We start from the raw sequence: 25290 nt of genomic DNA, 5'->3' as shown, positions 1-25290 counted from the left end.
GTCGTCAGTTCAGCGGGGGTTTGGTGACCTGGACCGGCTGGCCCCAGTTCGACAGTGTCATCTGCACGGAGTTGCCGGTGCCGCGTTCCAGCAGGGCCTGTGCCAGCTGATGGTCACCGGCCTCCTGGATCCACACGGTCGCCGGTACCGGTTCGGACGCGCTGAATGGCGGTGCGATCGCGTTGACCGCCTCGGGGCTGGCCTTTCCGCTGATCCGGATGGTGTCCTGCCCGTTGATGTTTTCTCGTCCCTCGGCCTTGGCGTCGGTGAAATTGGACAGCACGTTGGCCAGGCCCTTGTCCTGGCTGAGGATCTGGGAGACGTCGTAGACATCGGAGGCCTTGCCGAAATTGGACCACCGGTTCGGGGTGAGGGTGGCATACAAGGTTCCGTCGAGAACCACGAAGCCGGCCTCGAAGGCCGTTCCGGCCATGTTGAGCTTGACGTCGCCTTTGGCGGCGGTCGGGTCGGTGGTGAGGTCACCCTCGAGCGAGCTGATGGACAGGCCCGGGATCTCGCCGTTGACCGTGAGGACGATGTGCGCGCTCTTGACGGCGCGGGTGGTGTCGATGGACTGGGTTATCAATGCCTGCGCGTCCGGCAGGGGGCCGCCACTGTCCTTTTTGTGCGCGGAGCATCCCGCGACCAGGGTTGTCGCGGCGCATATCGCAATGAGGGCAGCGAAAAGACGACGAATGTTAGCCATACCCTGCATGGTAGAGGGTGTTGCGGGATTGGCCCGGTAGCCAGGCGGGTGCACACGGCGTGTGGTGTTCATTAACCTGGTGCGATGTTCACCGGGATCGTCGAAGAACTCGGCGTGGTAGACGGGCTGGAATCGCTGGCAGACGCCTCGCGGCTGACGATCCGCGGCCCGATCGTCACCGCCGACGCCGTCCGCGGCGATTCGATCGCGGTGAACGGGGTGTGCCTGACGGTTGTCGAAGTCCTGTCCGACGGCAGGTTCACCGCCGACGTGATGGCCGAGTCACTCGACCGATCCAACCTGGGGGCATTGCGGCCGGGATGCCGGGTGAACCTGGAGCGGGCGGCCGCGGTGAAGAGTCGGCTGGGCGGGCACATCGTGCAGGGGCACGTGGACGGCACCGGTCTGATCGTCGCCCGCGTGCCCTCGGAGCACTGGGAGGTGGTGCGCGTGGAGATGCCCGCCGCCGTCGCCCGCTACGTCGTGGAAAAGGGGTCGATCACCGTCGACGGGATTTCGCTGACGGTTTCGGGCCTGGGTGCGCACCCGCGCGACTGGTTCGAGGTGTCGCTTATCCCGACCACCCGTGAGTTGACCACATTGGGTTCGGCCCCGGTGGGCACCCCGGTGAACCTCGAGGTGGACGTGATCGCCAAGTACGTCGAGCGGTTGCTGCACGTGCCGCCCTCCGCGCATGGCCGATAACCGCGCTCCGGTGGTGGTTCATACTGAATACGGCACGGCGCTTCTCGTGGGCGCAGGCATTGACAGCAAGGTAGCAACGATGACGAGGCTGGATTCCGTCGAAACGGCGGTTGCCGACATTGCGGCGGGCAAGGCCGTGGTCGTCATCGACGACGAGGAACGCGAGAACGAGGGCGACCTGATCTTCGCTGCCGAGAAGGCGACCCCGGAACTGGTTGCCTTCATGGTTCGGTACACCTCGGGGTACCTCTGTGTGCCGTTGGACGGTGCGACCTGCGACCGGCTCGGTTTGCTGCCGATGTACGCGGTGAACCAGGACAAGCACGGCACCGCCTATACCGTCACCGTCGACGCGAAGGACGGGGTGGGAACCGGTATATCCGCTTCGGATCGGGCGACGACGATGCGGTTGCTGGCAGAGCCGGCGAGTGCGGCCGGGGACTTCACCCGGCCGGGGCACGTGGTTCCGCTACGGGCCAAGGACGGCGGGGTCCTGCGGCGCCCCGGTCACACCGAGGCGGCGGTCGACCTGGCTCGGATGGCGGGACTGCAACCGGCGGGTGCGATCTGCGAGATCGTCAGCCAAAAAGACGAGGGGTCGATGGCCCAGACGGACGAGCTGCGGGTCTTCGCCGACGAGCACGGGCTGGCCATGATCACCATCGCCGACCTCATCGAATGGCGGCGCAAGCATGAGAAGCACGTCGAGCGCATCGCCGAGGCCCGGATCCCGACCCGGCACGGCGAGTTCCGGGCGATCGGCTATTCCAGCATCTACGAGGACGTCGAACACGTCGCGCTGGTCCGCGGTGAGATCGCCGGTCCCGATGCCGACGGCGACGATGTGCTGGTCCGGGTGCACTCGGAATGCCTGACCGGTGATGTATTCGGGTCGCGACGTTGCGATTGCGGCCCGCAGTTGGATGCGGCGATGGCGATGGTCGCCCGGGAGGGGCGAGGTGTGGTGCTGTACATGCGCGGCCACGAAGGCCGCGGTATCGGGCTGATGCACAAGTTGCAGGCCTACCAGCTGCAGGATGCCGGCGACGACACCGTCGACGCGAACCTCAAGCTCGGGTTGCCCGCCGACGCCCGGGATTACGGGATCGGCGCGCAGATCCTGGTAGACCTCGGCGTTCGCTCGATGCGGCTGCTGACCAACAACCCCGCCAAGCGGGTCGGCCTGGACGGGTACGGGCTGCACATCCTTGAGCGGGTAGCGTTGCCGGTCCGGGCCAATGCGGAGAACATCCGCTATCTGATGACAAAACGCGACAAGATGGGCCATGACTTGGCGGGTCTCGACGATTTCCACGACTCCGCGCACTGGTCCGGTGAATTCGGCGGTGCGCTGTGATCTTTCGCGTTTGCCGCGATGTGATGGGGGTACCGCCCGCGTGCGGGGGAGAGTGGCGCCAATGACTCGCGCCGGCGACGATGCAGAGCGTAGCGATGAGAAGGAGTGGCGCCAATGACTCCAGCATCGGGAGCGCCCGACATCCCCGAGCTCGATGCGGCGGGTCTGCGGCTGGGGATCGTGGCCAGCACCTGGCACGACGAGATCTGCGATGCGCTGCTGGCCGGCGCCCGCCGGGTTGCCGCGGACGCCGGAGTGGGCAAACCGACGGTGGTGCGGGTTCTCGGAGCCATCGAAATTCCGGTGGTGGCCCAGGAGTTGGCCCGCAACCATGATGCGGTTGTGGCCTTGGGTGTGGTAATCCGTGGTGAGACACCACATTTCGATTATGTATGCGATGCAGTGACCCAGGGCCTGACCCGGGTTTCGCTGGATGCCGCCACTCCGGTTGCCAATGGGGTGCTGACCACCGACACCGAGCAGCAGGCGCTGGACCGGGCGGGGCTGCCGTCGTCCGCGGAGGACAAGGGTGCCCAGGCGACTGCCGCGGCGCTGATCTCCGCACTTACCCTGCGCGATCTGCGTGGCCGGTCATGATTGCCGAATCCGATTCCGACGAGTGGGATTTCGTCTGCCGTCCGCACTGGACGCCGATATTCGCCTATGTCGCGGCGGTTTTGATCATTTTGGCGCATGTCGGGGGCGGACTCGCGCTCAAGATCGGGTCCAGCGGCGTCGTGTTCCGGACTGCCGACCAGGTTGCGATCGCGCTGCTGGGTGTGGTTCTGGCGGGTGTTGTGCTGCTGTTGACCCGCTCGCGGCTGCGGGTGGGGCCGCGGGGTGTTTCGGTACGGAATACCGTGGGGGAAAGGCTCGTACCATGGGCCGACCTGGTCGGCGTGTCGTTTCCCGTCGGCAGCCGGTGGGCTCGAGTCGACCTGCCCGACGACGAGTACCTGCCGGTACTGGCCATCCAGGCCGTGGACAAGGATCTTGCCGTGGAGTCCATGGACGAACTCCGCGCGCTGGTTGCCCGGTACCGGCCCGATTTGGATGCCCGGTGAACACTCTCGGATCGGCTGGCGGGCGCCGCTGCGAGGACGGCTAGCGGCTAGCCTGGAAGATGTGCCAGACCCAGCCACCTACCGGCCCGCGCCCGGGTCGATCCCGGTCGAGCCCGGCGTGTACAGGTTCCGGGATGTGCATGACCGCGTCATCTACGTGGGCAAGGCCAAGAATCTGCGCACTCGGCTGACGTCGTACTTCGCCGACATTGCCGGCCTGCACCCGCGCACCCGGCAGCTGGTGACCACCGCGGCCAAGGTCGAGTGGACCGTGGTGAACACCGAAGTCGAGGCGCTGCAGCTGGAATACAACTGGATCAAGGAGTTCGACCCCCGTTTCAACGTCCGCTACCGCGACGACAAGTCGTATCCGGTGCTGGCCGTGACCGTCGGCGAGGAGTTCCCGAGGCTGATGGTCTACCGCGGGCCCAGGCGCAAGGGTGTGCGCTACTTCGGGCCGTACGCACACGCCTGGGCGATCCGCGAGACCGTGGATCTGCTTACCAGGGTGTTTCCCGCGCGAACCTGTTCGAACGGAGTTTTCAAGCGGCACAGCCAGATCGATCGTCCCTGCCTGCTCGGCTACATCGAGAAATGCTCAGCGCCGTGTGTCGGCCGGGTAACCGCCGAGCAGCACCGCCGGATCGTCGAGGATTTCTGCGACTTCCTGTCCGGCAGAACCGATCGGTACGCCCGCGAGTTGGAACGCCAGATGAGCACCGCAGCCGAGCAACTCGATTTCGAGCGGGCCGCGCGGCTGAGGGACGATCTGTCCTCCCTCAAGCGGGTGATGGAGAAGCAGGCGGTGGTGCTCGGCGACGGTACCGACGCCGACGTCATGGCGTTCGCCGACGATGATCTCGAGGCGGCGGTACAGGTATTCCACGTGCGCGGCGGACGGGTTCGCGGCCAGCGTGGGTGGATCGTCGAAAAATCAGGTAACCCCGACGATTCCGGTGCCCCGTTGTTGGTGGAGCAGTTCCTCACCCAGTTCTACGGGGACCAGGCCGAGTTGAGCCGCCAAACAGGCGCAGCGACAGACGAATCGGCCAACCCGGTGCCTCGCGAAGTGTTGGTTCCGGCGCTGCCGGCCAACCACGGTGAGCTCGCCGATTGGCTGTCCGGTCTGCGTGGCACCAAGGTAGCTCTGCGGGTGCCGCGGCGCGGCGACAAGCGCACTCTCGCCGATACGGTGGAACGCAACGCACAAGAAGCCCTGCAGCAGCACAAGCTCAAACGGGCGAGCGACTTCAACGCCAGATCCGCTGCCTTGCAGAACATCCAGGAATACCTCGGCCTTCCCGCCGCTCCGCTGCGGATCGAGTGCGTCGACATCAGCCACGTGCAGGGTACCGATGTCGTGGGCTCGCTCGTGGTGTTCGAGGACGGTTTACCGCGAAAGTCGGACTATCGGCACTTCGCGATCAAAGAAGCTGCCGGGCAAGGACACTCGGATGATGTCGCTTCCATCGCCGAAGTCACCCGCCGTCGTTTCCGCCACCGTCACAGTAGTGCCGGTGACGCGAATACGATGAACGCGGAAGGGAAATCGCGCAGGTTTGCCTACCCGCCGAACCTCTACGTCGTGGACGGCGGGGCGCCGCAGGTCAATGCCGCCAGTGCCGTGCTCGGAGAACTCGGCATCACCGATGTCGCCGTCATCGGCTTGGCCAAACGGCTGGAAGAGGTCTGGGTGCCCTCGGAACCGGATCCGATCATCATGCCGCGCAACAGCGAGGGACTGTACCTGCTGCAGCGGGTGCGCGACGAGGCTCACCGATTCGCCATCGCCTACCATCGCAGCAAACGATCCAAACGAATGACCGCCTCGGCACTGGACTCGGTGCCCGGATTGGGCGAGCATCGACGGAAGGCGCTGGTGACTCACTTCGGATCGATAGGCCGGCTCAAGGAGGCCACCATCGACCAGATCACCGCAGTTCCGGGTATCGGTGTCGCAACGGCCGCCGCCGTTCTCGAAGCCCTGCGCCCCGACTCGACGGGAGCCACTCGATGACGGACTCCGAGGATGCACCCGGCGGAATCGACGTGGTGCTGGTAACCGGATTGTCCGGTGCCGGCCGGGGTACCGCGGCCAAGGTTCTGGAGGATCTGGGCTGGTATGTCGCCGATAACCTGCCGCCCCAGTTGATCACCCGCATGGTGGATTTCGGTTTGGCGGCCGGGTCGCGGATCACCCAGCTGGCCGTCGTGATGGACGTGCGATCCCGTGGATTCACCGGCGACCTCGATGAGGTGCGCAATGAGCTGGCCACCCGCTACATCACACCGCGGGTGCTGTTCCTGGAGGCCTCCGATGACATGCTGGTGCGCCGTTACGAGAACAACCGCCGCAGCCACCCCCTGCAGGGCGAGCAAACCCTCGGCGAAGGGATAGCCGCCGAGCGCCGGATGCTGGCGCCGGTGCGCGCCACCGCAGACCTGATCATCGACACCTCCACGCTGTCGGTGCGCGAACTACGGGAGAGCATCGAGCTCGCGTTCGGTGGCAGCGCCGCCGCGACCACCAGCGTCACCGTCGAATCGTTCGGCTTCAAGTATGGCCTGCCGATGGACGCCGACATGGTGATGGACGTCCGATTCCTGCCCAACCCGCACTGGGTGGACGAATTGCGCGCGCTCACCGGCCTGCATGAGCCGGTAAGCGACTACGTGCTCGGTCAGCCCGGTGCGGCCGAATTCCTGGAGACCTATCACCGGCTGCTGTCGCTGGTGGTCGAGGGCTATCGACGCGAGGGCAAGCGCTACATGACGGTCGCGGTCGGCTGCACCGGGGGAAAACACCGCAGCGTGGCCATCGCCGAGGCGCTGATGCGGGTGCTGGCGGCGGATCCGCAACTGGTGGTGCGGACACTGCACCGGGATCTGGGCCGCGAATGACCCACAGCATTGTCGCGCTGGGTGGCGGGCACGGCCTGTACGCGACGCTGTCGGCGGCGCGCCGGCTCACTCCGTACGTCACCGCTATAGTGACCGTCGCCGATGACGGCGGCTCCTCGGGCCGGCTTCGCGGCGAGCTCGACGTGATACCGCCGGGGGATCTGCGAATGGCACTGGCGGCGTTGGCATCCGACAGCCCACACGGGAGGTTGTGGGCGACCATCCTGCAACACCGATTCGGCGGCAGCGGTGCACTGGCCGGGCATCCGATTGGGAATCTGCTGGTGGCCGGCCTCTCGGAGGTACTGGCCGATCCGATCGCGGCACTCGACGAGATCGGGCGCGTTCTCGGAGTCAACGGCCGGGTGCTGCCCATGTGCCCGATCGCCCTGCACATCGAAGCCGACGTGTCCGGCCTGGAGTCCGATCCGCGGATGGTCCGGCTGATCCGGGGGCAGGTGGCGATCGCCACCACGCCGGGAAAGGTGCGCCGCGTTCGGTTGCTGCCTGCCGACCCCCCGGCGACCCGCCAGGCCGTCGACGCCATCATGTCCGCCGATCTGGTGGTCCTGGGGCCCGGATCCTGGTTCACCAGCGTGATTCCGCATGTGCTGGTTCCCGGCCTGTTGCGGGCGCTGCGGGCGACCGCCGCGCGCAAGGCGCTGGTGCTCAACCTGGTGGCCGAACCCGGGGAAACCGCCGGTTTCTCGGTGGAACGTCACCTGCATGTGCTGGCCCAGCACGCTCCCGATTTCACCGTCGACGACATCGTCATCGACGCCGGACGGGTACCGAGCGACCGGGAGCGTGACCAACTCCGCCGCACCGCAACCCTGCTCCGGGCGCAGGTCCACTTCGCCGATGTGGCCAGACCTGGTACACCTTTACATGACCCGGGGAAGCTGGCGGCCGCCCTGGACAGCATTGGCGACACCGGGCCTACCGGGCCTTTGGTGGCGACCACCGAGGAGATGCCGATCGACGGTGGTCGCGGGAACCGACCAAGGGGTGACAGCACGTGGCGATGACGACCGAAGTCAAGGATGAGCTGAGCCGTCTGCCGGTCAAATCGGTCAGCGCGCGCCGCGCCGAGGTCACTTCGCTGCTCAGATTCGCCGGTGGGTTGCAGATCGTATCCGGCCGGGTGATCGTCGAGGCCGACCTCGAACTGAGCAACATTGCCCGCCGGCTGCGCAAGGACATCTTCGATCTGTACGGCTACACCGCCGTCGTGCATGTGCTGTCCGCCAGCGGTATGCGCAAAAGCACCCGGTACGTACTGCGGGTGGCCAATGACGGCGAAGCGCTGGCCCGCCAGACCGGGTTGCTGGACATGCGGGGCCGCCCGGTGCGCGGACTGCCCGCCCAGGTTGTCGGCGGCAGTGTTGCCGATGCCGAAGCCGCGTGGCGGGGTGCATTTCTGGCCCACGGAGTGCTGACCGAACCGGGCCGCTCCTCGGCCCTGGAAGTGAGCTGCCCCGGGCCGGAGGCAGCGCTGGCTCTCGTCGGCGCGGCCCGCCGGTTGGGGGTCGGCGCCAAGGCCCGCGAGGTGCGCGGCGCTGACCGGGTGGTGGTGCGCGACGGCGAGGCGATCGGTGTGCTGCTGACCCGAATGGGCGCCCAGAACACCCGGGTGGTGTGGGAGGAGCGCCGGCAGCGCCGCGAGGTCAGGGCGTCGGCCAATCGACTGGCGAATTTCGACGACGCCAATCTGCGCCGCTCCGCGCGGGCCGCGGTGGCCGCGGCCGCCCGGGTTGAGCGTGCGCTGGAAATCCTCGCTGACACCGTGCCCGATCATCTGGCCACGGCCGGCCGGCTTCGTGTCGAGCACCGTCAGGCGTCGCTGGAGGAACTCGGTCGGCTCGCCGATCCGCCGATGACCAAAGATGCGGTTGCCGGCCGTATTCGGCGGCTGCTGTCGATGGCCGATCGCAAGGCCAAGGCGGACGGCATTCCCGACACCGAGTCGGCGGTGACACCGGACCTGCTGGAGGATGCCTGACCCGATGCTCCGGCCAGAGTCGGGGCGGGCTGGGCTCGCGAAATCCGGTTCCGGGCACACTCACCCGGGTCCGCCGTGGCATTCGGCGCCGTGAGATTTCCCGATGCGCTGGCTTCTTTCGGCGACGGGACGCTACCGTCGTGGCATGAAACGGCTCTCGAGTGTCGACGCGGCGTTCTGGTCAGCGGAAACACCAGGCTGGCACATGCATGTGGGTGCGTTGGCGATCTGCGATCCTCGGAAGGCCCCCGACTACAGCTTTCAGCTGCTTCGGCAGCTGCTCATCGACCGGCTTCCGGAGATCCCGCAGTTGCGCTGGCGGGTCACCGGAGCCCCGCTCGGCCTGGACCGGCCGTGGTTCGTCGAAGACGAAGAACTCGACATCGACTTCCACGTCCGTCGCATCGGTGTTCCGGCACCCGGTGGGCGCCACGAACTCGAGGAACTCGTCGGACGCCTGATGTCCTACAAGCTGGACCGCTCCCGGCCGCTGTGGGAGCTGTGGGTGATCGAGGGTGTCGAGGGTGGCCGTATCGCGACACTGACCAAGATGCATCATGCGATCGTCGACGGTGTTTCGGGGGCCGGGCTAGGCGAGATCCTGCTGGACATCACCCCGGAGCCGCGGCAAGCGCAGAAGGAGACCGTCGGATTCGTCGGATTCACCATCCCGGGTGTGGAACAACGCGCGATCAGCGCCCTGGTGAACGTCGGGATCAAGACGCCGTTCCGCATCGCCCGGTTGCTGGAACAGACCGTCCGGCAGCAGGTGGCGGTGCTGGGCGTCGCCAACAAGCCGCCGAGCTACTTCGACGCCCCCATGACCCGATTCAACGCCTCGGTATCGCCGCACCGGCGGATCACCGGCTCCCGTGTCGAACTCGACCGGGTCAAAGCCGTCAAGGATGCCTTCGGTGTCAAGCTCAACGACGTCGTGCTCGCGCTGGTGGCCGGCGCGGCTCGCGCCTACCTCCTCGAACGCGACGAGTTGCCCTACAAGCCGCTGATCGCCCAGATCCCGGTGTCCACCCGCACCGATGAGACCAAGGAGGACATCGGCAATCAGATCAGTTCGATGACGGCTTCGCTGGCCACCGATGTGGACGATCCGGCCGAACGGCTCAAGGCGATCCACGAAAGCACCCAAAGCGCCAAGGAGATGGCCAAAGCGCTGTCGGCGCACCAGATCATGGGCCTGACCGAGACCACCCCGCCGGGCCTTCTTCAGCTGGCGGCCCGCGCCTACACCGCTACCGGTCTCTCACACAACCTGGCGCCGATAAACCTGGTGGTCTCCAACGTTCCGGGGCCGTCCTTTCCGCTGTATATGGCCGGCGCCCAATTGGATTCGCTGGTACCGCTGGGCCCACCGGTGATGGACGTCGCGCTCAACATCACCTGCTTTTCCTACCGGGATTCCCTTGACTTCGGCTTCGTCACCACACCCGAAGTGGCCAACGACATCGACGATATGGCCGATGCCATCGAGCCGGCACTGGCCGAGCTCGAACGTGCCGCGGGTTTGTGACTCAGCGGCCACCGCGCTTCGTGTGGACCCAGGACAGGAATCGGGTGACCGCCTCGGCCGATCGGTTGGCCCGCGGCGACCCGAAGATGTCGAATGCGTGCTGCGCGTTGGGTAGTTCGGCATAGGCGACCGGGGCTTCGGATACCGAACGCAGCGCGGCGACGACTTCGCGGGCCTCGCCGACGGGGATCAGCGAGTCGTTGGTTCCGTGCAGGACGAAGAACGGCGGTGCGTCGACCCGCACGTGAGTGATCGGCGAGGCTTGGACGTAGACGTCGCGGTGCGTGCTGAGCTTCTTCTTGACGACCAGCCGGGCGAGAACCTTGAGGAACTCCGGTCGTCCGGGCTCGTCGATGGAGAACCAGTCGTAGCGGCCGTAGAACGGCACCGCGGCCACCACTGAGGTGTCGCCCTCCTCGAAACCCGGCTGGAATCGGGGGTCATTCTGCGTCAGGGCTGCCAGGGACGACAGATGGCCGCCGGCCGAACCGCCGCTTATCGCAACGAAATCCGGGTCGCCACCGTAGCCGGCGATATTCTCCTTGACCCACACCAACGCGCGCTTGACGTCGACGATGTGATCGGGCCAGGTGTGCCAGGGCGAGACCCGGTAGTTCATCGAGACACATATCCAGCCGCGTTCAACCAGATGTTCCATCAACGGATACGCCTGGGGGCGACGCCATCCGATGACCCACCCGCCGCCGGGCACCTGCAGCAGCACTGGAGCCTTGCCGTCCCGGGGCAGGTCGGGGTGGCGCCAGATGTCGGCGAGGTTGGAACGCCCGTGCGGGCCGTAGCGCACGACGTTCTCTTTGGCGACGTAGCGCCGCCGGGACGTGGCGGTGCGCAGCAGCGTGCCGCGCCAGGCCGGCTGTGTCGGGGCTATCGGACGGGTGCGCGAGTCGTCGGCGTCGTCCGGTCCCAGTGCTTCGGCCAGGGCGGTCTGGAGTATCGGGCCGGGAGTCTTGACACTGCGGTAGGCGATCGTGCCCAGCACCGCCCAGGATGCGGCCGTGATCGCCAGCGCCAGTCGGCCTTTCGGTCCGCTGAACGCGCCGCGGCGGCCGCGGCGCACTGCGTCGATCGCGGAAACGCCCGCATACAGTGCGGGCAGCTCGGAGGTCGGCCAACCCGGCCAGAACTCGAACACAGATGCCCATGGATTTCGGGAGATCGGGCGTAAACCGTTGGCGGCGTTGACGAATTCCACGATCGCTCGGGTTAGTGGACGGGGCCGGCGCAGTTGTTGCCGCAGGGGGCGGATGCTCATGAGCGGCTCGGGCCCGGAGTGTCTGCGAAAGATGTCATTGCTCAACCCAGGATCGGGAATCGACGTGCCGCGGCGAGCTTGTTGAGGCCCTCTTGCATCGCCGATCGCACGCGCCGGTCGACGTCGTCGATGTCGGGCTCGTCACCGAATTCCCTGGCGATATCGATAGGTTCCAGCACCTGTGTCACGATTTTGCTGGGCAGCGGCAGATTCGGCGGGATCGCGGTGGCCAGGCCGAACGGAAACCCGAAAGACAGCGGCAGGATCTCGCTGCGCAGCAAACGCTTGAGGCCGAGTTGCCGGGCGAGCCAGGTGCCGCGGCTCAGGTACAGCTGGGTTTCCTGGCCCCCGATGGACACCATGGGCACGATCGGCACTCCGGCCTCGATGGCGGTGCGCACGTAGCCCTTGCGGCCGTTGAAGTCGATCAGGTGTTCTGCCGCCGTCGGCCGGTAGGCGTCGTAGTCGCCGCCGGGGAAGACCACGACCACGCCGCCGGAGCGCAGTGCCGCGGCCGCGTTGTCCCGGTTGGCCCGGATGTAGCCGACTTTCCGGAAGAGATCCCCGGTCGGGCCCATGAAGAGTATGTCGTGACTCAGTGTCAGCACCGGGCGTTGGAAGCCGAACTGCTCATAGAAGTCGACACTGAAGATGGGGACGTCCATCGGGAACTGGCCGCCCGAGTGGTTGGCGACGACCAGCGCGCCGCCGGGCGGGAACGCATCGAGTCCGTGCACTTCGCTGCGGAAGTACGTCTTGAGCAGTGGGCGCAGGATCGCGATCATGCGCTGGGCTGCGACGGCATCGAATTTTTCGATGTCGTTTTCGTCGATGTCGTTTTCGCTCACGTGAGCTCCTTCGCCGACGGGTGCTTGGCGTGTCGATCGTATCGACCGTTGCCGGGCGTCGGCCCCCCGCTACCGGGCGCGGCCGCCCCTCGCCGCCCTTGCTCTTCGTCGAGTGTGAAACCACTGCGAAGAATCGGCGGTTTTTCCGCAGTAGTTACACGCTCGGCGGCGGGGCGAGTCGGTCAGCGGCCTGCGGGGCCGGGCTGAACGGGCTGACCTGGTGCGGGTCCGCCGGATGGAGCTGGGCTGGTGGGAACGCCCTTGCCGGTCCCGGACATGTCGATGATCGGAGCGGTAGCAGGCAACGCTCCCAGATCCACTAGCGGAGTGCCCGCGGGTATTACCGGTGCGACCGGTATTGGTGCCCCGACGGGCAGGGGTGCGCCGATGGGCAGGGGAGCCCCGATCGGCAGGGGTGCGCCGACGGGCACCGGAGCTCCGATCGGTAGGGGTGCGCCGACGGGCACCGGAGCTCCGATCGGCAGGGGTGCGCCGACGGGCACCGGAGCTCCGATCGGTAGGGGTGCGCCGATCAGCGGTACCCCGGCCGGCACCGCGGCGCCGCCCGGCCCTGGAACCACCACCGGAACACCCGCCATGTCGGTTATCGCAGCGCTGGCCGGTGCGCACCCGGCGGCAGCACCCCCGGCCGATGGGACAGCTTCCCCTGCCTGTCCCTCGATGCACGCGGACCCGCCCGTCTTCAGCGGGATGGCCGTCGCGATCGGGCTAAGCGATATCGCGGCTCCGCACAACCCTGCGCTGACGGCAACTACTTTGATGGTGACGCGATCAAAGATTGTCATCAACGTCAACTCCTTGTACTCATGTCTTCGCAATCTGGTGGCTCGCTGCAGGACCGAAGTCATGCTCGAACGACGGGCCCAATTGTTGCCGCTGGGCGGGTACCGCCCGCTGCGGCGCACCGTGCCGTTTCCAAACGGTGACTTTGACGGCATCGGGCACTTGTTGACAGCGATACGACGCGGAGATGACCCGTGGCGGCCCGTGGGATCCCGGTGTCCGAACCGTCTAGGCTTACTGCGGGCACACAAGGGCGTGCCGGGGTGACGACAAGGAGAGATACGTGACGGTCCGTATTGGCATCAACGGATTCGGCAGGATCGGACGTAACTTCTACCGGGCCATTCTGGCGCAACGGGAGCAGGGTAAAGCCGACGTCGAGGTGGTCGCCGTCAACGACATCACCGACAACCAGACACTCGCCCATCTGCTGAAGTTCGATTCGATCCTGGGCCGGTTGCCCTACGACGTCACCCTCGACGGCGAGGACACCATCGTCGTAGGCCCGGCGAGGATCAAGGCGTTGGCGGTGCGCGAGGGCCCGGCAGCCCTGCCGTGGGGCGATCTCGGCGTGGACGTCGTGGTGGAGTCCACCGGATTGTTCACCAACGCGGCGAAGGCCCGGGGGCACCTGGATGCCGGCGCGAAGAAGGTGATCGTCTCCGCTCCGGCCACCGACGAGGACATCACCATCGTTCTGGGTGTCAACGATGACAAGTACGACGGCAGCCAGGACATCATCTCCAACGCCTCCTGCACCACCAACTGCCTGGCGCCGATCGCCAAGGTGCTCAACGACGAGTTCGGCATCGTCAAAGGCCTGATGACTACGATTCACGCCTACACTCAGGACCAGAATCTGCAGGATGCCCCGCACAAGGATCTGCGACGCGCCCGGGCGGCCGCACTGAACATCGTGCCCACCTCGACCGGGGCGGCCAAGGCCATCGCGCTGGTCCTGCCCGAGCTGAAGGGCAAGCTCGACGGGTATGCCCTGCGGGTGCCGATCCCGACCGGATCGACCACCGACCTCACCGTGGAGCTGGCGAAGCCGGGCACCGCCGCAGAGATCAATGCCGCGATGAAGGCCGCCGCCGACGGCCCGATGAAGGGCATCCTGAAGTACTACGACGCTCCGATCGTCTCCAGCGACATCGTCACCGATCCGCATAGCTCGATCTTCGATTCCGGTCTGACCAAGGTCATCGACAACCAGGCCAAGGTGGTGTCCTGGTACGACAACGAATGGGGCTACTCCAACCGCCTCATCGATCTCGTCGCTCTCGTGGGCAAGTCACTCTGACCGTGGCGGTCCCGACGCTGGAAGACCTTCTTGCCGCAGGGGTTTCCGGGCGCGGAGTGCTGGTGCGTTCGGACCTCAACGTCCCACTCGACGATAAGGGCAGTATCACCGACCCGGGCCGGATCACCGCATCGGTCCCCACCTTGACCGCATTGCTCGACGCCGGGGCCCGGGTGATCGTGGCCGCACATCTGGGCCGGCCGAAGGGCGGTCCGGACCCGAAATGTTCGCTGGCGCCGGTGGCCGCCGCGCTTGGCGAGCAGCTTGGCCGGCACGTGCAGCTCGCCGGTGACGTCGTGGGTGCCGACGCGCTCGCTCGGGCCGAGGGGCTCACCGACGGCGACATCCTGCTCCTGGAGAACATTCGCTTCGACAAGCGCGAGACCAGCAAGGACGATGCCGAACGTCTGGCTCTGGCCCGGCAACTTGCCGAATTGGTGAGTCCGGGAGGGGCTTTCGTATCCGATGGGTTCGGTGTGGTGCATCGCAAGCAGGCCTCGGTCTACGACGTCGCCGCGCTGCTTCCGCACTACGCGGGCACACTGGTCTCGGGCGAGATCGCGGTGCTCGAACAGCTGACCCGTTCGACGCAACCTCCGGCCGCCGTCGTCCTCGGCGGATCGAAGGTCTCGGACAAGCTCGGCGTGATCCAGAGATTGGCGACCAAGGCCGACAGCATCGTCATCGGCGGCGGCATGTGTTTCACATTTCTTGCGGCACAAGGGTATCCGGTGGGCAAGTCGCTTCTCGAAGAAGACATGGTGCAAACCTGCCGCGACCTGCTCGACACCTATCACGACGTGTTGCGGTTGCCGGTGGACATCGTCGCGACGGAGAAGTTCGCCGCCGACTCTCCGCCGCGCACGGTGGCCGTAGAAAAGATCCCGGATGACGTGATGGGCCTGGATATCGGGCCGGGCTCGGTCAAGAGGTTCGCTGCCCTGCTGGGCAACGCCCGGACCGTTTTCTGGAACGGCCCGATGGGGGTGTTCGAGTTTCCGGCCTATGCCGAAGGCACCCGAGGTGTTGCCGAGGCGATCGTCGGGGCGACGGCCAAAGGCGCGTTCAGCGTGGTCGGCGGGGGTGATTCGGCCGCCGCGGTCCGTGCGCTGAACATTCCGGAAAATGCCTTCTCGCATATCTCCACCGGCGGTGGCGCATCGCTGGAATACCTTGAAGGAAAATCGCTTCCGGGCATCGAAGTGCTCGGCGAGCCCCAACCCGCTCAAGACTGAGGAGCGCAGACTCATGAGCCGCAAGCCGCTGATCGCCGGCAACTGGAAGATGAACCTCAACCATTTCGAGGCTATCGCGCTGGTGCAGACGATCGCATTCGCCTTGCCCGACAAGTACTTCGACAGGGTGGACGTGACGGTGATTCCACCGTTCACCGATCTGCGCAGTGTGCAGACCCTCGTCGACGGCGACAAGCTGCGACTGACCTACGGGGCGCAGGATGTCTCACAGCATGACTCCGGCGCCTACACCGGTGAGATCAGCGGGTCCTTCCTGGCAAAGCTGGGCTGCACCTTCGCCGTCGTCGGGCACTCCGAGCGCCGGACATACCACAATGAGGACGACGCCCTGGTGGCCGCGAAGGCCGCGGCCGCGCTCAAGCACGATCTGACGCCGATCGTCTGTATCGGCGAGCACCTGGAAGTCCGTGAGGCCGGAAATCATGTGGCGCACAACGTCGAGCGACTCCGTGGTTCGCTGGCGGGGCTCTCGGCCGAGCAGATCTCCAAAGTGGTGATCGCCTACGAGCCGGTTTGGGCGATCGGCACCGGTCGGGTTGCCAGCGCTGCCGATGCCCAGGAGGTGTGTGCGGCGATTCGCGAAGAGCTGGGTTCACTGGCGTCCGCTCCGATCGCCGAGACGGTGCGGGTGCTCTACGGCGGTTCGGTGAACGCCAAGAACGCCCGCGATCTCATCGCTTCGGACGACATCGACGGCGGTCTGGTGGGAGGGGCGTCGCTGGACGGGGAGCAGTTCGCGATGCTGGCCGCGATCGCCGCGGGCGGGCCGCTGCCCTGACCCGATGCGCTAACCGGACGCCAACCCCGGAGGCGAGAGCCGCCTGGCGCCGGCTCGGCGATGTGTCACTGGTATTTGATCATCAACGCCACGCCGATGATCGACACCAGCCAGATCCCGGTGATGAACAGGGTCAATCGGTCGAGGTTCTTCTCCACCACCGTCGACCCCGACAGACTCGACTGAACACCGCCGCCGAACAGCGTAGACAGACCACCACCCTTGGCGCGGTGCAGCAGCACCAGCAACACCACCAGCAGGCTGGTGATCACCAGGGTGATCTGCAGTGCCAATTCCATGATGGGCAGCTTACCGAACAGTCGATGGTCCGCCGCTCACCGCCCGGCGCCCCGCCCGCAGCCCAGAGCCCAGGGGCCCGAGCCGACCTCGGTCTTCCCGCCGGGTGCGACAGCACGTTAACGCTGGGCGTCGATCGTGGCTGAGGGGTAACGCTCGGCGTCGGGGGGCAGGGGGGCAGGGGGCGGGGCGTCCGTCTTCCCGCCGGGTGCGACAGCACGTTAACGCTCGGCGACGAGCGTGGCTGTGGGGTAACGCTCGGCGGCGGGGGGCGTCGAGCGTGGCTGTGGGGTAACGCTCGGCGTCGAGGGGGCAGGGGGCAATCCCTAGCCCGGCGCGGCATCGAATATGTCATCGAGCACCGTTCCCGGCGCGGCTGTGGGATCGACGAACCATTCGTAACGGAAGAACAGGCCGACGACCTGTGGCGGCATCTTGCGCAGCAGGCCGAAAAGTCGCGCGCCCAGGCCGTTGCCGATCTGCGAACGGTGGGCACCCAGAGCATCGCGCTTCTGCCGGGCGAACCGGTGGACATCGACGCGGTGGGTGATGGTGGCGCGGGGCGCATACGCTCGGGAAACCACTGCGGGTTCGTAGGGTGCGGGGAGTCGCAACAGGGCGCAAAGCCGGCAGATTCGACGGAGCACTTCGCGGGGCATCGTCACTTCGAGTACCCGCGGGGTTCCGGCCAACTCGGCGGCCAGCCGCCCGACGCGATGTACCTGAACATGGTCGCGGTGACCGTACCCGCCGTTGGCTTGGTAGCTGATCAGCAGCGGCGCCCGCTCGGAGCCAAGAATCCCGGCCAGCCGGTGTGCGGCCTCGGCGACGTCAGCGCGGGCGAACCGGACCCGGCCGGGCGGGTCCGGGAAAAATACCGGGCCGTAGCCGCTGTCGGCGTAGCCCAGGAACTCGACCCGATGCACCCCGAGAATGTGTGCGCTCAAACGCAATTCGTCGATTCTGGTGCTGTCCGGCGCGCTGTCCATTCGCCCGTCGGTCGCCGTGACCACCACCACCCGGTGACCGGCAGCGGCCGCCTTGGCCAAGGTGCCGCCGGTGAGGATGACCTCGTCGTCGGGATGGGCATGGAACGCGACGACGGTGGCCATGGATGCAGTATGACGGCCGGGTGGCACCCGCGGGGCGTGGCCCCGCGCGGTCACGGCCAGTGCCGCGGCGCCTAGTGAACGCCGCGGTTGCGCAGCTTGTCGAATACGCCGCGGACCACGTGATCGGTGACGTTGATCGGCGCCATCATGGTTTCGCCCCAGCTCACCAGGTGGTCCAGGCGCGCCAGGATGGCTTCCACCGGTTCGAGAACCGTCACCAGCCGTTTGGCGAGGTCATCGAGGCTGGACAGGGTGCCATCAAGATGGTCCAGGCCGCCCTCCAGCCGCGCGACGGTGCTGTTGAGCGTCGACAGCGAGCTATTGAGCTCGGTCAAGGAGGAACCCAGGCCGTCGAGGACGTCTTCGACCTGCTCCACCGTCTTGTCCGCGTTCAGTGCGGCTTGGGTGAGCGTCTTCATTCGTTGCCGAGCCGGGGTCGGGCGGCCACCGCTTCTGTCTGCCATGATCGCCATTATTGCCCCCTTCGGCGTCGGGCGATACCGCCTTGGTGAAGCGGGTTGGTATCGCCAGGCGCCCAGCCCCATTGCCCACCGCCGATCGCTGACCGCCGACAGCTGACAGCCGACCGCTACAGCTTGGCCGCGGCGGTCTCGTCCAGCAGCCACAACGTCCTGTCGAGTCCGACCGCTCCGGCGGCCGGCACCGAAACCGGGTCGGCGCCGCCGACCGCCGCGGCCACCGCGTCGGCCTTGCCGGCTCCCGACACCATCAGCCAAACTTCGCGCGAGCGTTGGATTGCCGGTAGCGTCAAGGTGATTCGGCGCGGCGGGGGTTTGGGGGAGTCGTCGAGCGCTACCACCATGCGGCGGGTTTCGCGCACTGCCGGGGTGCCCGGAAACAACGAGTTGACGTGCCCCTCGGGCCCCATGCCCAGCAGGTGGACGTCGAAGTTCGGCGCTGGGTCGCCGGGTTCGGCACAGGAGGCCAGGGTCCGCTCGTAGGCGCTCGCGGCGGCCTCGATATCGTCGCCGAACTCACCGCCGGCAGCGGCCATCGGGTGCACCTGGCCGGCGGGTATGTCGATGTGGTCGAGCAATGCTGCGTGCGCCTGCTTCTCGTTTCGCTCGTCGTCGCCGGCGGCGACGTAGCGGTCGTCTCCCCAGAACAGGTGCACCTTGGACCAATCGACGTGCCCGGCCGACGCCGGGCCGGCCAGGTAGCGCAGCAGCCCTATCCCATTGCCGCCACCGGTCAGCACGATCAGCGCCCGCCCCCGCGAAGCGACCGCGGACCCTATCGTCGAGATCAGCCGCCGGCCCGCCGCCTCGACCAGGGCGGCGCCGTCGGCAAACGTCTCGATTTCAGCGGTCACCCGTACTGGACCTTCTCGATGCCTGCCAGCGCGGTCGGGTAGATCTCGTCGGCATCGAGCCGGCGCAGGTCTTCGGCCAGGCATTCCCCGGTTACCCGGCGAGGCAACGGAACCAGCGCGTCGGGTTTGGCCGTGCGGGAAAGCGTCGCCGTGGTGCCGTCCTGGGGCCGGCTGAGCTCGATGGTTTCGCTCTTGCGCACCAGTCGCACCCGGAGTTCGCCGACCTCGCGGCGTACCGGTCCGTCGATGCGGCTGGCCAGCCAGCCCGCCAGAATGTCGAGCGCGGGCTCGGTGGGCAACCCCGAAACCAGCGCCGACTCGATCGGCTCGTGCGGCGGCAGGTCGACCGCCGACGCCAGCAGTGCCCGCCAGTAGGTGATGCGGCTCCAGGCCAGGTCGGAGTCGCCCGGGGTGTATCCGGCAAGCCGGCTCTTGATGGCCGACAGCGGATCGGCGGCGTTGGTGGCATCGGTGAGGCGGCGAATGGCCAGCTTGCCCAACGGATCCTGGGCAGGTGCCGCGGGAGCGACATCGGGCCACCACACCACCGCCGGGATGTCGGGGAGCAGGAACGGCACCACCACACTGTTGGCGTGTGCCGCCAGCGGCCCGGACAGCCGCAGGATCACCACCTCGCCGGCCCCGGCGTCACCGCCCACCCGTAACTCGGCATCCAGCCGCGGCTTCTCGACGGATCGGTCGGCGGTGATCGTCACGATGACGCGGCTGGGATGTTCGTGACTGGCGTCGTTGGCGGCCTGGACGGAATCCTCCAGCACGGCTTCGCTGTCGGGTGCGATGATCAGGGTCAGCACCCGGCCCATGGTGATGACACCGGCCTCTTCGCGCAGGGCGCCGAGTTTCTTGTTCACCGCGGTGGTGGTGGTGTCGGGTAGTTCGACGATCATCTGCGCCCCTGTTCTTCAGCGCCGGTGGTATTGCACGTCATGGCCGCCGCCATTGCCGGCCGGTGCGGCGCAGCATCTCGAACGCCGAATCCGGGCCCCAGGTGCCCGCCTCGTACGGGTCCGGCTTTCCGTGCGCGGCCCAGTGTTCCAGGGCGGGATCGAGTATTTTCCAGGCCAATTCGACCTCTTCGTCGACCGGGAACAGTGAGGGTTCGCCGAGTAGCACGTCGAGGATCAGCCGTTCGTAGGCTTCCGGCGATTCCTCGGCGAATGCCGAGGTGTAGGAGAAGTCCATGTTGACGTCGCGGACCTCCATCGCCGACCCCGGCACCTTGGAGCCGAACCGCAGGGTGATGCCCTCGTCGGGTTGCACCCGGATCACCACCGCGTTGGCGCCCAGTTCGTCGGTCATGGTGGCGTCGAATGGCAGATGCGGCGCCCGCTTGAACACCAAGGCGATCTCGGTGACCCGGCGGCCCAGTCGTTTGCCGGTCCGCAGGTAGAACGGGACGCCCGCCCAGCGGCGGGTGTCGACCTCGACGGTGATGGCGGCAAAGGTCTCGGTGACCGAATCCGCGGCGAACCCGTCCTCTTCAAGCAACCCCACCACCTGCTGGCCGCCCTGCCAGCCGGCGGTGTACTGGCCGCGGCTGGTGGTTGCCTCCAGCGGTTCGGCCAGGCGCGTTGCCGACAGCACCTTGATCTTCTCGGCCTGTAACGACCGCGGGTGGAAGCTGACGGGTTCTTCGATCGCGGTGAGCGCCAGCAGTTGCATGAGGTGGTTCTGGATCACGTCGCGGGCCGCGCCGATTCCGTCGTAATAGCCGGCGCGGCCGCCCAATCCGATGTCCTCGGCCATGGTGATCTGTACGTGGTCGACGTAGTGGGAATTCCAGATCGGGTCGAACAGCTGATTGGCGAACCGCATTGCCAGGATGTTCTGGACGGTCTCCTTGCCCAGATAGTGGTCGATCCGGAACACCGATTCCTCGGGAAACACCGAGTTGACCGATTTGTTCAGCTCCCGGGCGCTCTCGAGGTCGTGGCCGAACGGCTTCTCGATGACGACCCTGCTCCACCGGTTGCCCCGCGAGCGAGCAAGACCGGACTTGTGCAGTTGCGCACAGACCACCGGGAAGGACTTCGGTGGGATCGCCAGGTAGAACGCGTGGTTGCCGCCGGTGCCGCGCTCGGCATCCAGCTTCGCCAGTGTTTCGGCAAGTTGAGCGAAGGCCTCGTCGTCATCGAACGATCCCGGTACGAAACGGAATCCTTCGGCCAGCCGATCCCACTTCTCCTGTCGAAACGGTGTCCGGCAGTGCTGCTTGACGGCGTCGTACACCACCTCGCCGAAATCCTCGTGGTCCCAGTCGCGCCGCGCGAAGCCCACCAGGGCGAAGGTGGGTGGGAGCAGCCCGCGGTTGGCCAGGTCGTAGATCGCGGGCATCACCTTCTTGCGCGCCAGATCGCCGGTGACCCCGAAGATCACCATGCCGCAGGGGCCGGCGATGCGCGGCAGTCGCATGTCCTGGCGGTCGCGCAACGGGTTGCGCCACTGCCCGGGGTCTGTCGCGGCGTAGCCGCCCGAGTCGGCAGGGCTCATGCGGCCGCGTTGTCGAGTTGCTCCTGAGTCGCGTGCAGAAGCTCGTTCCAGGCGGCCTCGAACTTCTCCACGCCTTCTTCCTCCAGCAGCGCGAACACTCCCGGCAGGTCTATCCCGATGGCGTCGAGCTTGTCGAACACCGTTCGTGCTTCGACGATGGCCCCGGTGACGGTGTCACCGGCGATGATTCCGTGGTCGGCGACGGCGTCGATGGTCTTCTCGGGCATGGTGTTGACCGTGTTGGCCGCGATGAGTTCGGTGACGTAGAGCGTGTCGGAGTAGTCGGGGTTCTTGACGCCGGTCGATGCCCACAGGGGCCGCTGCACCCGGGCGCCGTGGGCCTTGAGTGCCCGGTAGCGCTCACCGGCCTCGAAGACCTCCAGATAGGCCCCGTAGGCCAGCCGGGCGTTGGCGACGCCCGCGTGCCCGCGCAGCAACAGTGCCTCGTCGGATCCGATGGCCTCCAGACGCTTGTCCACCTCGGTGTCCACCCGGGATACGAAAAAGGATGCCACCGAATGGATTCTGGACAGATCGTGGCCGGCCTCGCGGGCCTTCTCCAAGCCGGCCAGGTAGGCGTCCATCACCTCGCGGTGCCGTTCGACCGAGAAGATCAGGGTGACGTTGACCGAAATGCCTTCGGCCAGGGCCGCGGTGATGGCCGGCAGGCCCGCCTTGGTGGCCGGGATCTTGATCAGCAGATTGGGCCGGTCGACGATCTTCCATAGTTCGATGGCCTGCAGGACGGTTTTCTCGGTTTGGTAGGCCAGCCGCGGATCGACTTCGATGGAGACCCGGCCGTCGACCCCGGCGGAAGCCTCCCACTGCGGGGCCAGTACGTCGCAGGCGTTGCGGACGTCGTCGGTGGTGACGGTGCGGATGGTGGCGTCGACGTCGGCGGCGCGCCCGGCCAGCTCGGCGATCTGGTCGTCGTAGGCGTGTCCGTCGGACAGCGCTTTCTGGAAGATCGACGGGTTGGTGGTGACGCCGACGACGCTGACGGTGTCGATGAGCTCCTGCAGGTTGCCCGACTTCAACCGGTCGCGGGACAGGTCATCGAGCCATACCGATACTCCCGCGGCGCTGAGTGCGGCAAGGTTGGGGTTCTGGGTCATCGGACTCACCCTCTTTCAGTTGTCGAGTGCTTCTTGGGCGGCCGCAGCGACGGCTTCGGCGGTGAACCCGTACTTGTGGAACAAGGTTTTGTAGTCTGCGGATTCCCCGTAGTGCTCGATCGACACGATTTTTCCGGTGTCGCCGACCAGCCGGTGCCAGGGTTGTGCGATGCCGGCCTCGACGGCCACTCGCGCGGACACCGTCGGGGGCAACACCGCGTCACGGTACTCGCGTGGCTGCGCGTCGAACCACTCCACACACGGCATCGACACCACACGCGCCAGAATATCCCTGTCCGCCAACAACTTTTGCGCCTCGACGGCGAGTTGCACCTCCGAACCGGTGGCGATCAGCACCACGTCCGGGTCGTCGGCGGCCGGACCGTCGCCGAGCACGTAGCCGCCCCGGGTTACGCCTTCCTGACCGGTGCCTTCCAGTACGGGGACGCCCTGGCGGGTCAGGATCAGGCCCACCGGGCCGCTGGTTGCGCCGCGGGACAGGATCGTTCGCCAGGCATAGGCGGTCTCGTTGGCGTCCGCCGGTCGTACCACCGACAGCCGGGGGATTGCGCGCAGTGCGGCCAGATGCTCGATCGGCTGGTGCGTCGGACCGTCCTCGCCCAGCCCGATCGAGTCGTGCGTCCACACGTAGACGGGGTCGATGTCCATCAGCGACGCCAGCCGCACCGCTGGGCGCATGTAGTCGGAGAACTGCAGGAAGGTGCCGCCGTAGGGGCGGGTGGGGCCGTGCAGCACGATGCCGGACAGGATGGCGCCCATCGCGTGTTCGCGAATACCGAAGTGCAGTGTGCGACCGTACCAGTCGGCGGTGTAGTCGTCCGTCGAAATCGAGGGTGGGCCAAAGGAGTTCGCGCCCTTGATGGTGGTGTTGTTGCTGCCCGCCAGGTCGGCCGAGCCGCCCCACAGTTCCGGCAGCTCGGGCCCGAGAGCCGACAGCACCGCACCCGAGGCGGCCCGGGTGGCCAGCGCCTTTGATCCGGGTTCCCAGCTCGGCAGCCGGGCGTCCCAGCCGTCGGGCAACTGCTGTGCCAGCAGCCGGTCCAGCAGGGCCTTGCGGTCCGGCTCCCGCCGGGCCCAGGCGTCGAAGCCGCCCTGCCAGGCCTCGTGGGCTTGCTTGCCGCGCGCCACCAGCCCGCGGGTATGGGTGATGACGTCCTCGCTGACCTCGAATGTCTTGGCGGGGTCGAAGCCGAGTGCTTTCTTGGTGGCCGCCACCTCGTCGTCACCGAGTGCCGCGCCGTGCACCTTGCCGGTGTTCATCATGTTCGGCGCGGGATAGCCGATGATGGTGCGCAGCGAAATGAATGACGGCCGGTCGGTTTCGGCTTTCGCGTTGGCGATCGCCTCCTCGATCCCGGCGACGTTCTCCCCGCCCTGCACCTCCTGGACATGCCAGCCGTAGGCGCGGTAGCGCGCCGAGGTGTTCTCGCACAACGCGATTGCGGTGTCGTCCTCGATGGAGATCTTGTTGTGGTCGTAGAACACGATGAGGTTGCCCAACTGCTGGACCGCGGCCAGCGACGACGCCTCGGAGGTCACCCCCTCTTCGATGTCGCCGTCGGAGGCGATCACATAGATGTGGTGGTCGAACGGGCTGGCGCCGGGTTCGGTGTCCGGATCGAACAGTCCGCGCTCGTAGCGGGCCGCCATCGCCATCCCGACGGCCGATGCCAGGCCCTGGCCCAGCGGGCCGGTGGTGATCTCGACGCCGGCGGTGTGCCGGAACTCCGGGTGACCCGGTGTCTTGGAGCCGTGGGTGCGCAGCGCCTCGATATCGGACAGCTCCAGGCCGAATCCGCCCAGGTAGAGCTGGATGTATAGAGTCAGGCTGCTGTGCCCCGCCGACAGGACGAAGCGGTCCCGGCCCAGCCAGCCGGTGTCGCCGGGATCGTGCCGCATGGCGCGCTGGAACAGGGTGTAGGCCAGCGGGGCCAGACTCATGGCCGTCCCGGGGTGGCCGTTGCCCACCTTCTGGACGGCGTCGGCGGCCAGCACCCGGGCCGTGTCGACCGCGGCCGAGTCGAGCGGCGACCAGTCGCCGGGGTGGTGCGGTTGGGTGAGTGCGGAGAGCTCTTCGCGAGTGGTCACTAGTTCGGTCCTCGGTTCAGTCCACCGGCCAACGTCGTCAAAACTGATCACGTCCACCCTAGTGCGCAGGGCCGACGGCAGCGGGTTCGCATCGCGGGGCGTTGCGGGGAATCCGCTCGAATCGACCCTGCGGCGCAGCGGCGGCGGCGGCGTCTACCATCGTGCGTATTAGGAAGTTGGCCCTGCTGCGAATTCACCGAGGAGTTGATGCGTGAGCGTTCGCGGGGACGCCGCACCGGGCCGGACAACGAGCCCGGAGACAGACTCGGAGACCGGCGGGGAAACCGT

General features: G+C 66.9%; 24 protein-coding genes. 12 read left to right on the top strand and 12 right to left on the bottom strand.

Features of this window, described 5'->3' with window-relative positions; translation table 11 throughout:
• Positions 1–4: 4 nt before the first annotated feature.
• Positions 5–715 carry an LppX_LprAFG lipoprotein gene (locus tag ACK5M9_RS10725; protein WP_416893152.1) on the bottom strand — a complete coding sequence of 237 codons (711 nt, stop codon included), beginning with the start codon at positions 713–715 and terminating at the stop codon, positions 5–7.
• 75 nt (positions 716–790) lie between these two features.
• On the opposite strand from ACK5M9_RS10725, the gene ACK5M9_RS10720 reads away from it, so the two are divergent.
• From ACK5M9_RS10720 to ACK5M9_RS10680, 9 genes are all read left to right on the top strand, one after another.
• Positions 791–1411: a riboflavin synthase gene (locus ACK5M9_RS10720; protein WP_416893151.1), complete on the top strand. Its 621-nt coding sequence runs from the start codon at positions 791–793 to the stop codon at positions 1409–1411.
• Positions 1412–1490: 79 nt separating this feature from the next.
• Positions 1491–2768, top strand: a complete 1278-nt coding sequence (locus ACK5M9_RS10715) for a bifunctional 3,4-dihydroxy-2-butanone-4-phosphate synthase/GTP cyclohydrolase II (protein ID WP_416893150.1) — start codon at positions 1491–1493, stop codon at positions 2766–2768.
• A 114-nt stretch (positions 2769–2882) separates the two neighbouring features.
• Complete coding sequence (gene ribH, locus ACK5M9_RS10710; protein ID WP_416893149.1) at positions 2883–3365, top strand: 6,7-dimethyl-8-ribityllumazine synthase; 483 nt, start codon at positions 2883–2885, stop codon at positions 3363–3365.
• Entirely contained in the window at positions 3362–3832 is a 471-nt protein-coding gene (locus ACK5M9_RS10705) for a PH domain-containing protein (RefSeq protein ID WP_416893148.1), read from the top strand. The genes ribH and ACK5M9_RS10705 overlap by 4 nt, the downstream gene beginning before the upstream one ends.
• Before the next feature lie 61 nt (positions 3833–3893).
• Positions 3894–5849, top strand: a complete 1956-nt coding sequence (gene uvrC, locus ACK5M9_RS10700; protein WP_416893147.1) for an excinuclease ABC subunit UvrC — start codon at positions 3894–3896, stop codon at positions 5847–5849.
• Positions 5846–6733 (top strand): RNase adapter RapZ, encoded by an 888-nt coding sequence (gene rapZ / locus ACK5M9_RS10695; protein ID WP_416893146.1) that lies wholly within the window; start codon positions 5846–5848, stop codon positions 6731–6733. The genes uvrC and rapZ overlap by 4 nt, the downstream gene beginning before the upstream one ends.
• Complete coding sequence (gene yvcK, locus ACK5M9_RS10690; RefSeq protein ID WP_416893145.1) at positions 6730–7761, top strand: uridine diphosphate-N-acetylglucosamine-binding protein YvcK; 1032 nt, start codon at positions 6730–6732, stop codon at positions 7759–7761. Before rapZ ends, yvcK begins: the two co-directional genes overlap by 4 nt.
• Positions 7758–8735, top strand: a complete 978-nt coding sequence (gene whiA, locus ACK5M9_RS10685; RefSeq protein ID WP_416893144.1) for a DNA-binding protein WhiA — start codon at positions 7758–7760, stop codon at positions 8733–8735. The genes yvcK and whiA overlap by 4 nt, the downstream gene beginning before the upstream one ends.
• A gap of 145 nt (positions 8736–8880) precedes the next feature.
• The gene (locus ACK5M9_RS10680) at positions 8881–10263 is read left to right on the top strand and encodes a WS/DGAT/MGAT family O-acyltransferase (protein ID WP_416893143.1); all 1383 of its coding nucleotides are present in this window, start codon (positions 8881–8883) and stop codon (positions 10261–10263) included.
• Between the two features lies 1 nt (position 10264).
• Here ACK5M9_RS10680 and ACK5M9_RS10675 read toward each other — a convergent pair whose 3' ends face one another.
• From ACK5M9_RS10675 to ACK5M9_RS10665, 3 genes are all read right to left on the bottom strand, one after another.
• Positions 10265–11536 carry an alpha/beta hydrolase fold domain-containing protein gene (locus ACK5M9_RS10675; RefSeq protein ID WP_416893142.1) on the bottom strand — a complete coding sequence of 424 codons (1272 nt, stop codon included), beginning with the start codon at positions 11534–11536 and terminating at the stop codon, positions 10265–10267.
• A 41-nt stretch (positions 11537–11577) separates the two neighbouring features.
• Positions 11578–12321 (bottom strand): 1-acyl-sn-glycerol-3-phosphate acyltransferase, encoded by a 744-nt coding sequence (locus ACK5M9_RS10670; RefSeq protein ID WP_416893181.1) that lies wholly within the window; start codon positions 12319–12321, stop codon positions 11578–11580.
• A 245-nt stretch (positions 12322–12566) separates the two neighbouring features.
• Complete coding sequence (locus ACK5M9_RS10665) at positions 12567–13190, bottom strand: beta-xylosidase (protein ID WP_416893141.1); 624 nt, start codon at positions 13188–13190, stop codon at positions 12567–12569.
• A 281-nt stretch (positions 13191–13471) separates the two neighbouring features.
• Here ACK5M9_RS10665 and gap point away from each other — a divergent pair, with 281 nt between their 5' ends.
• The 3 genes from gap to tpiA are packed head-to-tail and all read left to right on the top strand — an operon-like array spanning position 13472 to position 16525.
• Positions 13472–14491, top strand: coding sequence for a type I glyceraldehyde-3-phosphate dehydrogenase (gap, locus tag ACK5M9_RS10660; protein WP_416893140.1), 1020 nt, complete (start codon positions 13472–13474; stop codon positions 14489–14491).
• Between the two features lie 2 nt (positions 14492–14493).
• Positions 14494–15726: a phosphoglycerate kinase gene (locus ACK5M9_RS10655; RefSeq protein WP_416893139.1), complete on the top strand. Its 1233-nt coding sequence runs from the start codon at positions 14494–14496 to the stop codon at positions 15724–15726.
• Positions 15727–15739: 13 nt separating this feature from the next.
• Complete coding sequence (tpiA, locus tag ACK5M9_RS10650; protein WP_416893138.1) at positions 15740–16525, top strand: triose-phosphate isomerase; 786 nt, start codon at positions 15740–15742, stop codon at positions 16523–16525.
• 65 nt (positions 16526–16590) lie between these two features.
• Here tpiA and secG read toward each other — a convergent pair whose 3' ends face one another.
• The 8 genes from secG to tkt form a co-directional block, all read right to left on the bottom strand.
• A complete protein-coding gene (secG, locus tag ACK5M9_RS10645) occupies positions 16591–16824 on the bottom strand; it encodes a preprotein translocase subunit SecG (protein WP_416893137.1) in 234 nt (77 codons plus the stop codon).
• A gap of 324 nt (positions 16825–17148) precedes the next feature.
• Positions 17149–17934 (bottom strand): PIG-L deacetylase family protein, encoded by a 786-nt coding sequence (locus ACK5M9_RS10640; protein ID WP_416893136.1) that lies wholly within the window; start codon positions 17932–17934, stop codon positions 17149–17151.
• Between the two features lie 71 nt (positions 17935–18005).
• Complete coding sequence (locus tag ACK5M9_RS10635; protein WP_416893135.1) at positions 18006–18407, bottom strand: ATPase; 402 nt, start codon at positions 18405–18407, stop codon at positions 18006–18008.
• 116 nt (positions 18408–18523) lie between these two features.
• Positions 18524–19267 carry a 6-phosphogluconolactonase gene (gene pgl / locus ACK5M9_RS10630; RefSeq protein ID WP_416893134.1) on the bottom strand — a complete coding sequence of 248 codons (744 nt, stop codon included), beginning with the start codon at positions 19265–19267 and terminating at the stop codon, positions 18524–18526.
• Positions 19264–20175: a glucose-6-phosphate dehydrogenase assembly protein OpcA gene (opcA, locus tag ACK5M9_RS10625; RefSeq protein ID WP_416893133.1), complete on the bottom strand. Its 912-nt coding sequence runs from the start codon at positions 20173–20175 to the stop codon at positions 19264–19266. The genes pgl and opcA overlap by 4 nt, the downstream gene beginning before the upstream one ends.
• A gap of 37 nt (positions 20176–20212) precedes the next feature.
• The gene (zwf, locus tag ACK5M9_RS10620) at positions 20213–21778 is read right to left on the bottom strand and encodes a glucose-6-phosphate dehydrogenase (RefSeq protein WP_416893132.1); all 1566 of its coding nucleotides are present in this window, start codon (positions 21776–21778) and stop codon (positions 20213–20215) included.
• Positions 21775–22893: a transaldolase gene (tal, locus tag ACK5M9_RS10615; RefSeq protein WP_416893131.1), complete on the bottom strand. Its 1119-nt coding sequence runs from the start codon at positions 22891–22893 to the stop codon at positions 21775–21777. The genes zwf and tal overlap by 4 nt, the downstream gene beginning before the upstream one ends.
• Positions 22894–22908: 15 nt before the next feature.
• Complete coding sequence (gene tkt / locus ACK5M9_RS10610; protein WP_416893130.1) at positions 22909–25002, bottom strand: transketolase; 2094 nt, start codon at positions 25000–25002, stop codon at positions 22909–22911.
• Positions 25003–25290 lie beyond the last annotated feature (288 nt).

Origin of the sequence: Mycobacterium sp., from assembly GCF_047975165.1 — a bacterium.
Classification (GTDB): Bacteria; Actinomycetota; Actinomycetes; order Mycobacteriales; family Mycobacteriaceae; genus Mycobacterium.
This window is presented reverse-complemented; position numbering and strand designations above follow the sequence as displayed.